This window comes from Pseudomonadota bacterium (assembly GCA_039714795.1).
Taxonomy (GTDB): Bacteria; Pseudomonadota; Alphaproteobacteria; order JAGOMX01; family JAGOMX01; genus JBDLIP01.
On sequence record JBDLIP010000087.1, the window covers coordinates 1 to 7,921 of the forward strand.

General features: G+C 39.9%; 9 protein-coding genes. All 9 read right to left on the reverse strand.

The features are described from left to right. Window positions 1–44: 44 nt before the first annotated feature. Window positions 45–1,229 carry a TraB/VirB10 family protein gene (locus ABFQ95_06475; protein MEN8237167.1) on the reverse strand — a complete coding sequence of 395 codons (1,185 nt, stop codon included), beginning with the start codon at window positions 1,227–1,229 and terminating at the stop codon, window positions 45–47. Window positions 1,230–1,235: 6 nt separating this feature from the next. Beyond that, window positions 1,236–1,544, reverse strand: coding sequence for a hypothetical protein (locus ABFQ95_06480; protein ID MEN8237168.1), 309 nt, complete (start codon window positions 1,542–1,544; stop codon window positions 1,236–1,238). Next, entirely contained in the window at window positions 1,541–2,206 is a 666-nt protein-coding gene (locus ABFQ95_06485; GenBank protein MEN8237169.1) for a type-F conjugative transfer system secretin TraK, read from the reverse strand. The genes ABFQ95_06480 and ABFQ95_06485 overlap by 4 nt, the downstream gene beginning before the upstream one ends. Then, a complete protein-coding gene (locus ABFQ95_06490) occupies window positions 2,193–2,756 on the reverse strand; it encodes a TraE/TraK family type IV conjugative transfer system protein (protein MEN8237170.1) in 564 nt (187 codons plus the stop codon). The genes ABFQ95_06485 and ABFQ95_06490 overlap by 14 nt, the downstream gene beginning before the upstream one ends. Continuing rightward, on the reverse strand, window positions 2,753–3,055 hold the full coding sequence (gene traL, locus ABFQ95_06495; GenBank protein MEN8237171.1) for a type IV conjugative transfer system protein TraL: 303 nt from the start codon (window positions 3,053–3,055) through the stop codon (window positions 2,753–2,755). The genes ABFQ95_06490 and traL overlap by 4 nt, the downstream gene beginning before the upstream one ends. A 924-nt stretch (window positions 3,056–3,979) precedes the next feature. Then, complete coding sequence (locus ABFQ95_06500) at window positions 3,980–5,215, reverse strand: DnaA N-terminal domain-containing protein (protein ID MEN8237172.1); 1,236 nt, start codon at window positions 5,213–5,215, stop codon at window positions 3,980–3,982. 196 nt (window positions 5,216–5,411) lie between these two features. Next, a complete protein-coding gene (locus tag ABFQ95_06505; GenBank protein ID MEN8237173.1) occupies window positions 5,412–5,597 on the reverse strand; it encodes a hypothetical protein in 186 nt (61 codons plus the stop codon). Window positions 5,598–5,893: 296 nt separating this feature from the next. Continuing rightward, window positions 5,894–6,193, reverse strand: a complete 300-nt coding sequence (locus ABFQ95_06510) for a hypothetical protein (GenBank protein ID MEN8237174.1) — start codon at window positions 6,191–6,193, stop codon at window positions 5,894–5,896. Continuing rightward, a complete protein-coding gene (gene parA / locus ABFQ95_06515; GenBank protein ID MEN8237175.1) occupies window positions 6,190–6,852 on the reverse strand; it encodes a ParA family partition ATPase in 663 nt (220 codons plus the stop codon). The genes ABFQ95_06510 and parA overlap by 4 nt, the downstream gene beginning before the upstream one ends. Window positions 6,853–7,921: the final 1,069 nt, after the last annotated feature.

Here is a 7,921-nt window from a genome sequence, read left to right on the forward strand (position 1 = left end):
CAACATAGAGAGAAAGGAATTTCACGGTGAGTGGAACTATATTATCAAGCCGAACAACAAGGTCTATTTGTGAATGTTATTTTTCCCAGCTTCCTAACTACAATCACCGGCTGCATTGCTTCAGCCCGCTTGATAGAAAATTCTGCCAGTTTCTCCAGCGCATTACCGGCCCCATTGCCTAGCGAACCCTTCAACACATCACTGGTTTTTAAAGCATTGGTTTGACCAAATGGCGTTACTGGAAAAACCGAACTGGTGGCTTGGTTTTTCAAGAAGCTAGACATGCCACCTAAGATGCCTGCAAACAAACTTTCTCTAGCAACTTCACCAGCACGATCAACAACCTTACCCCGTACACCTGAAGCACCATCCTCTCCAAAAATCCAACCCTCAACCGTAATTTCAACACCCATCCCATTTTCCTCCACAAAAGCAAGAGTATTAATACGACACATAGCTCGTTCCGATGACAAATCTCCATAGCAACTACCAACTAGCACCGCATCTTTAATACGTGAACTCCAACCACGTGGCAGATTGCCAGAATCAATCAAACGTAGTGCTACCGGCTGCGGATTACTCTGAGATGCAACGGCAGTAGATACAACCACACCAGACAAAAGCGCCGCTTTTGCATACGTACCTGCAACCACGTATTGACTGCTGTGAAACTTAAAGTGATTATCTGTTTCAACACTGACAAAAGCCATTTTGGCTAAAGATTTTCCAGCCCCAACTTTTGAAAAATCCCCAGCCATTGGTGTAGCAGTAACACCTGAGATGCCCCCGCCTGAAACACCAGAGAGTGAATTGGGGGAATCACTCTCTGGCAAACTGCTGGAAGCTGGATTAAACCCCCTAGCCTCAGCATTCTTTAGACCCCCCACAGCCAAAGCTTCCAGGGCATCAAGTCGTTTTTTCATAACATTGTTTTCAAGGAGCAGTGATTCAAACTCTTCGTTCTTGGCTTCCGCCTTTTCCATTAATCGATGCGACCACAAATCTCGCATATCAACAGAATCAGAAGCCAAGCTGATCTGCTGACGCACCGGGCTTTGCACCTGCCCTGCAGGCTCCAACCTACGGCCTTGCATACTCAGCGCGGCACAAAGAATAATTACTCCAATACCAATAATAAGGCTCAGCCGCAACAGCTGACGATAACGGATTTGCTGACCAGCAACCCCTTTGGGATCAGAAAATATTCTCCTTAGCAACGCTTGCAACATAATGCTTTAGCCTTTATTGGCAAAGATGGTACTAATGTTGTCGATATGAAATCCCAACAAAACACCAATTATAAGAATGGCAAACGCCAACCAAATATTACCTTTCATCAAAGATCCAACCGCACCACCTATAGTTCCAATCAACAGCGCTGCTGTACCTACAGGACCCTTAACCATAGTTTCAACCGAAGAGGCACTTTTGGAAAGATTATCCAAACTACTGGCAAACGCATTATTACCGCCCCAAAATAGGCTCAATGCACCGACGTAGATAACTGCTTGATAGTATTGCAACCGTGATTTCAACTTAATCATGTTTCGTTTCCTTTCTTGCGAATTGTTACAAGTTTTGTGATTTCATTTGGCTTTAAGACTTTTTTCCTTACATGGACTCCCTCCCCCGGTCTTGAAAAGTGTTGCGGATCTAACTTAATGACTTTGTCACCAACATTTTTAACTGCAAAGATCACTACCTCATGGCTATCGTTGGCAAAACAATCCGACGCTGCCGCAGTCATACTTGCATTACCCCTATCTGCAACAACCAAAGGCATTCTTTGAAATCCCGCCGGAACAAAGCCTCGACCAAAGTCTTCCAGCCAAGCTTGAATCGTATTGACATCAACCTTTTTGACTTTGCTGGACGCTAAAGTAATAGGTTTGGGAGATTTCGAATGGGTTTGAATTCGCAAATCTTGCACCTCCCCCTTGCTGGTCATAACCGTTACAAACAAAGGACGTTTAAGCCCCTCACCTGCTATAAACAAATGCCCAGATTTATGCAGCTGCACATGATCACTCAAATCATCTGGGTAGTAATAAAGCTCACTAATCTCGTCATCTCGCACACTAACCCGGGTCATTCCATGGGCGGAAACAGCTATATCGATGACCCGATCATCTTGCATGGTTTCACACCAGGACGGGATGCTGATCAAGCAACAACTAAGCAAAAATCCACTCCTATAAATCTTCATTGGCAACTTCCTCTAAACTCTCTACCAAAACACAACCTTTGCCAGATTCACGCCAACCCAAAGCATAAGTTTTAGTCTGCACAACTGGACTTTTGTCACGGCCAAAAAAAGCCATAAATGTACCCTGGACCAGGACTTTCTTAGCGCTTCTATCAATTGCAAATTTTTTGGGATAAAAAACTGTACTCACGCCATCTTGCTTGATACGCAGGGCATTCTTCTTGAGCACATCCTTTAAGATTTCAGCGTTGCTAGAAATTTCTAAAAACAATTTATTCTTTCGATCAACCGTATGCCGGCTAACCGTAAACAAATCTGACAACACGCTAAAAGACCAATCAACCAGGTACGTTTTACAAATTTGCTTACCATCGAAAACAATCTGCTTTTGCAAATTGTTCTGTGGCACCAAAATAACGCGATCCCTCTCTACCAAAACCTTCCAAGACAAAAGCACATTCGACAACAGCATCAATACCGTCACAACAAACGCAAAGTTACGCTGTTCTATAAGCTTGCGGCTTCTGGACAATAAATCTTGAGACCTCATGCCAGCCACCTACGTTCATAAGATGGCAGCCAAGATGCATCAATTTGCGCTACTCGACTACCGAAATACCAATTCAAAAACGAAACAACAGAAAAACCAGCAGCTTGCTTTTTAGACTTTTTCCAAAGCCAAACTCCACCTAGAGCCAACGCAAGCAACACAAATCCTATAACCTTATTGCTGACAAAGAAAAATACTGAAAAACCCACAACCCCAATGGAAAGTTCATCGATTGTCAAACCAACAACACGCAAAGGTGCAGACATATGCTTGAAAATCCTGTGCTCACCAAGATTCATTGCTCGACTCCTCTTGATTGCACCACAAAAACCTGCTTTTACACCGAATTAGGGCGCAAAACACACAAAGAATTCTTGAGAATTTTAGAAAACAAGGTATGATTAGAAGCATCTAATTTCTTTCCGGATGTTAGTGTTACGTCTCTGTTGGCGGGGAAAATTACGGCAACAGGGGCGTTTTTCTAAGTTCCGACACTCATTTTTGACACAACCTTCGCCTTGGTAATACCCCAAATAAGAGGCTTTACCCTACCCACACACTTGGTAAAACTTGTTTTTCTATTCATCATCTCTTCTTCTCCTCTTCATCCTTATGCCGACTAAACTTATGCCGGCCAAAATAAAATCATAGCCAAGTGTTCCCACGGTCTTTCGTTACCAAACGACCGTGACTCAAACAAAAAATAAGCCTTACGCTACCAAAAATACTAAATAAAAAAAACTACCAACACAGGAGAAATCCCCGCTGTTAAACAAAAATATTATTATCTAAAATTTTAACTAAATTACTGCGCCAACGGGAAAATGCACTGTGATTTTCCTGTTAACACTTGTGCTTATACAGAAAATTAACATGCGATGCAACCAGTTTTTTTCATGGTAAGAAACTTTTTGCCTTGTGGAAGACTAAATCCCAGTTGCAGATCCCACCAATTGTGGCGGGGATCATTTGCTGGCAAAAGAAATCATAACATCTACCGTCTTGAACCTTTATTCCAGCCAAAGCTACACGAACGTGACAGACCTTGCTCAGGTACGTGGTCTTGCCTACTTCTTTCCGATTGCAACCCATGTAGAATATTTATGGCAAAAATAGAATCAAAGTCTGGGTATAATCCAGTGGGTAACTGATCTAATAAAAACCAAGCTAAATGATAGAATTTCCTACGTTGCTTTGGTTCTGCGTATTTAAATCTTACTGCATTAATCATGGGTAACTCTAACCTCAGAAATACAAGCGCCAGAATCTTGAAGTGCTTGCAAGATATTTTCTAAGAAATTTTGCTTTACCCAGTTTGCTATAAAACGTGTAGGTGCAATCAACTCAAAAACAGAATCGTCTAGTTCTTTCAATTTAAGCTTGGAAATCCAACTTTTAAAGGTTGGGGCTCCCAAAGTTCGAGCTAATTGCTTGCAAACACTGGTCCAAAGAGGAGAAAATTTCTGTTGAGTAATTTCAGCTTCAACTTGCGCTAAAGTAACAGATTCTGTTGCTGAGTCATCCTGCTGATTATTTTCGTAAGCTCCCTCCAAAACTTTGGTAAGGTTTTCAGAATTTAAGATCCAGTTAAGATTAATCTGCCAACCACGCTCCCCTTTCCCCATCAAAAAATCGTTAGAGGAAATCTGTTTGCACAGGTTTTCCCATTTTCCAAGGTCGTTTGAGAATTCTTCCTGCAATAGTTCTGCCAATCTTTCCTCTCTCATCGGAGTCATGCGACAAGGAGTTTTATCTTTCCAAACATGAATGTTCCACGAATCAAGCATTTCTTGCACCTCTTGCACTAAATTTTTTGATTGAATTTCTGCACACGCGTCCTTCTCTGTGTGTGTAGTCTCTATAGTAATCTTATCTATATATGATCGGGCCAATTTGGCCCGATCGATCGGGCCAGCAATAATCCCTTTGTCAACAACGCTTTGAGCCCGTTTCTCGATCGGGCCAAATTGGCCCGATCGATGAGTACCAATTTGGCCCGATCGAGGGGCCCATTTTGCTTCATTTTCTTCAGAGGGATTTTTCAAGGTATCGCTGTTATTTTTCGGATTTTCATACGGATGGATTTTCTTATCATTTTTTTGGCGAGGATTATGGGGTTTTGCCTTGCTCTCGATTTCTGCAAGTTGACCATAAGCAATCGTATACCATTTTACTTTATTGAATCGATTTTGATTAAGTTGCTTGCTAATTAGCAAGCCCAATTTTTCTAGGGATTGTAGGGTTCTTTTTACAGTTCTTTCCGATAAAAAGGAAAACTGCTCTTGCCATTGTTGGTAGGTGTTGTGTACCCAATACTTGCCTTCAATAAAATTTTGATTGAAATTGGGGTTAAGCCAATAATGGACTTGCTGTAGAATAATGGCCTCATTCAGGCCAATTTCTTTTGCTAAAGATGGAAGCACCATTAATGGTGACTCGTTGATAAGAAGTTTGCTCATAGTCTTTTCCTTTACGTTCAATGTATTTTATACAAACACAACTTGACAATTGACCCTGAAAAGGCTAAAATGAGCTTGTTGATTTGGGCTCTTATAGCCGTCCCGGGTTTTGTGATCTGGGGGTTATATAGGCCGCTAGCTTGCCCCCCGTCAAGCTAGACCGTTTGTTTATATCATTTCGTTCATTCTCCTCTGCTCATATGTCTAAGTCGATGATTTGCTTTGTTGACGTGGCCTTTTTTTTCGCAATCTCTTCAAAGTATGCACGAACAACCTTTTCAAACCAACCTGATTTGGTAAGGTACTCCCTGCGTGCATCTTCCTCTATTTCTTTAAGAAGATCACGCGGTAATCTAATATTTATGACCCCTTTTGTTTTCATAGTTTCCTAAACTTTTAATTAACTTCTAGTTGCAAGCTAATTCCTTGCAGAGGCTAAGTCAACAACTTTTTTGTGGCAGATGATGGCAGTTGGTGGCAGTTGCACTAGATTTTGTTCGTGAAAAAAATTACTTTTTTACTTTTTTACTTTTTTAGGTTTTTATGGAAATAAATTAATAGGTGTTTACTTTTGCTCAAACTCCTTTAATTTCCGGCCTCCCCAGTTAAAATTTATCTCCATAAAAACATCTTTAATTAAAAGAGGCTTTAAGTTTTTTCTTAAAAAATAAAAATGACTCATGATTCCGGAAAATTATTCTCTAGAATTTCTATAATTTGTTCTTTCATTGAGATTCCTTGAATAGCACAACTTTTCTTTAGTCTGCGGTGCAAATAAACTGGTAGGTCCACACTAAATTTTATAGTTTCTGTATTTTGTTCTTGAACTGGTGGTTTTGGCTTTTCTTCTACCACCTTTTCATTTTTCTGAGTCACTGTTGTTGTCGAATCAGCTTCAGAACCTACCCAATCATCCAGGGTTTTTTCGATTTCACGTAAGTCATTAACTGTTTTGAAATTTACTTTCTTTTTACTCATGCTGCTTTCTCCTTTTGTGTATTGGTAGCAAATTTAATAAGCTGTTTTACAGCGGATTGTATTTCTTGGCCTGCTAATGAGTTTGGATCTTCCTCAATGGCTGATGTTCCTCTTGCAGCGGTTTCGGCATAAGTTACACGCTGACATATTTGCGAAGTGATTACAGGAATTTGGTATTGCTCTAGCGCCTCTTCCACATCTCTACCGATTACAGAATTGATAATTTTACGATTTATGATAAATGCCGCTACAATTTTTTTGTAGTTGGTAAGTGTCTCCCTCACCTCTTTGATTAAGTCTACTACTTCCTTAGCTGCCCATACATCATATGGCGAAGGTTGTACAGGGATCGCTACTACATTGCTAGCGGCAATACATGATTTTGCTACTGTGGAAACCCTAGGTGGTCCATCAATGACTATGAAGTCATAGTCATCTTCAAGTAGTTTTACCTGTTTATGGAGTGTGCCGGAAGGCATTCCGACTACGGAAAACAAGGGCTCTTTATCTCTTGCTGCAGCCCAGTCAAGGGCACTTCTTTGTTCATCAGCATCAATAAGCATTACTTTTTTACCGGCCATTGCTAGTGTGGAAGCTATATGGATCGAAATTGTCGTCTTACCGACTCCACCTTTTTGGTTCAGAACTGCTATAATCATGTCGACCTTCTGTGTTGCACTGTGTATTTAATTTTGTCTCAATACTACAAGACACATCATTAGTCTGTTATATGGAAGCATAAAAGATTAGGTTGAAAAACATTTGTTTGATCAGTGTGACCTTAAAACCACATTTAAGTCATTCCTCATATATTTTTACGATTCTTCCCACAAAGGTGTAGATCATTAAATATTGATACCTTTAAAAGTTTTTTCCCCTAAATCCTGTTAACTTTAATTAATTAAAACAATGTAAACTTAAAAAAGCAAACCCTTTCTACCTCATTAGAGGTTTGATGGGAATAAGGGTTTATTATTTTTCTTAAAATATTACAATACATCAGGTGTAGTCATAATTGCTATTTGATATGTTTTAGGCCTAATTTTGAAGGTCTTATGGTGTTTTCTTGGGAGCCGATTTGCATAACATCAGTTAGAGTTTTTATATATTTAAGGGTTTGCGGCTATACGCATTACCTTTTTTAAGGTTTTGTTTTTGTGTGTAAAATATTAAAAACCTCTGTCCTTTTTTCTTTAAGTAAATTTTTGATTTTATATTTTTATCCTTATTTAAGGTAATGAGTAATAAAATATTTTTTTAAATAAGATTAAGATTTTTTAATCTTTAATTTGAGTGTCTGAGATTTCTTCTTAGAGTCACGTAATAGTTAGGGTGTTTGTTGTATAATTTCTAGAAGTGCTGTAGTTGGGAGGTGGTTTTTAAGGTGTCTTAGGATTAAACCGAGGGATAGGATAGAGAGCAATGGCACTAATTTTAAGGAAAAATTGTTTAGGACAAAGGGTTTGCAGCGATAGAGTGTGAGTACCCACCTAATGGCTACCACAGGCAAGATGACGGATTTGTTGAAGGGGTGGCAAACTAAGAATGAAAACGCAAGCCCAATCTTTTAATGAAGATGACCCCTCAGGTCAATATGGAAGCTATTTTAGCTCTTAAAGGGCTCAAGCACAGGGCTACCTCATGAAGCAGTCATCATATATTGCTTAAATCCTCATCTACAAAGGGATACCGGCCGTTTTCAGCCTGCAAAAAGCACGTAGTATTGCA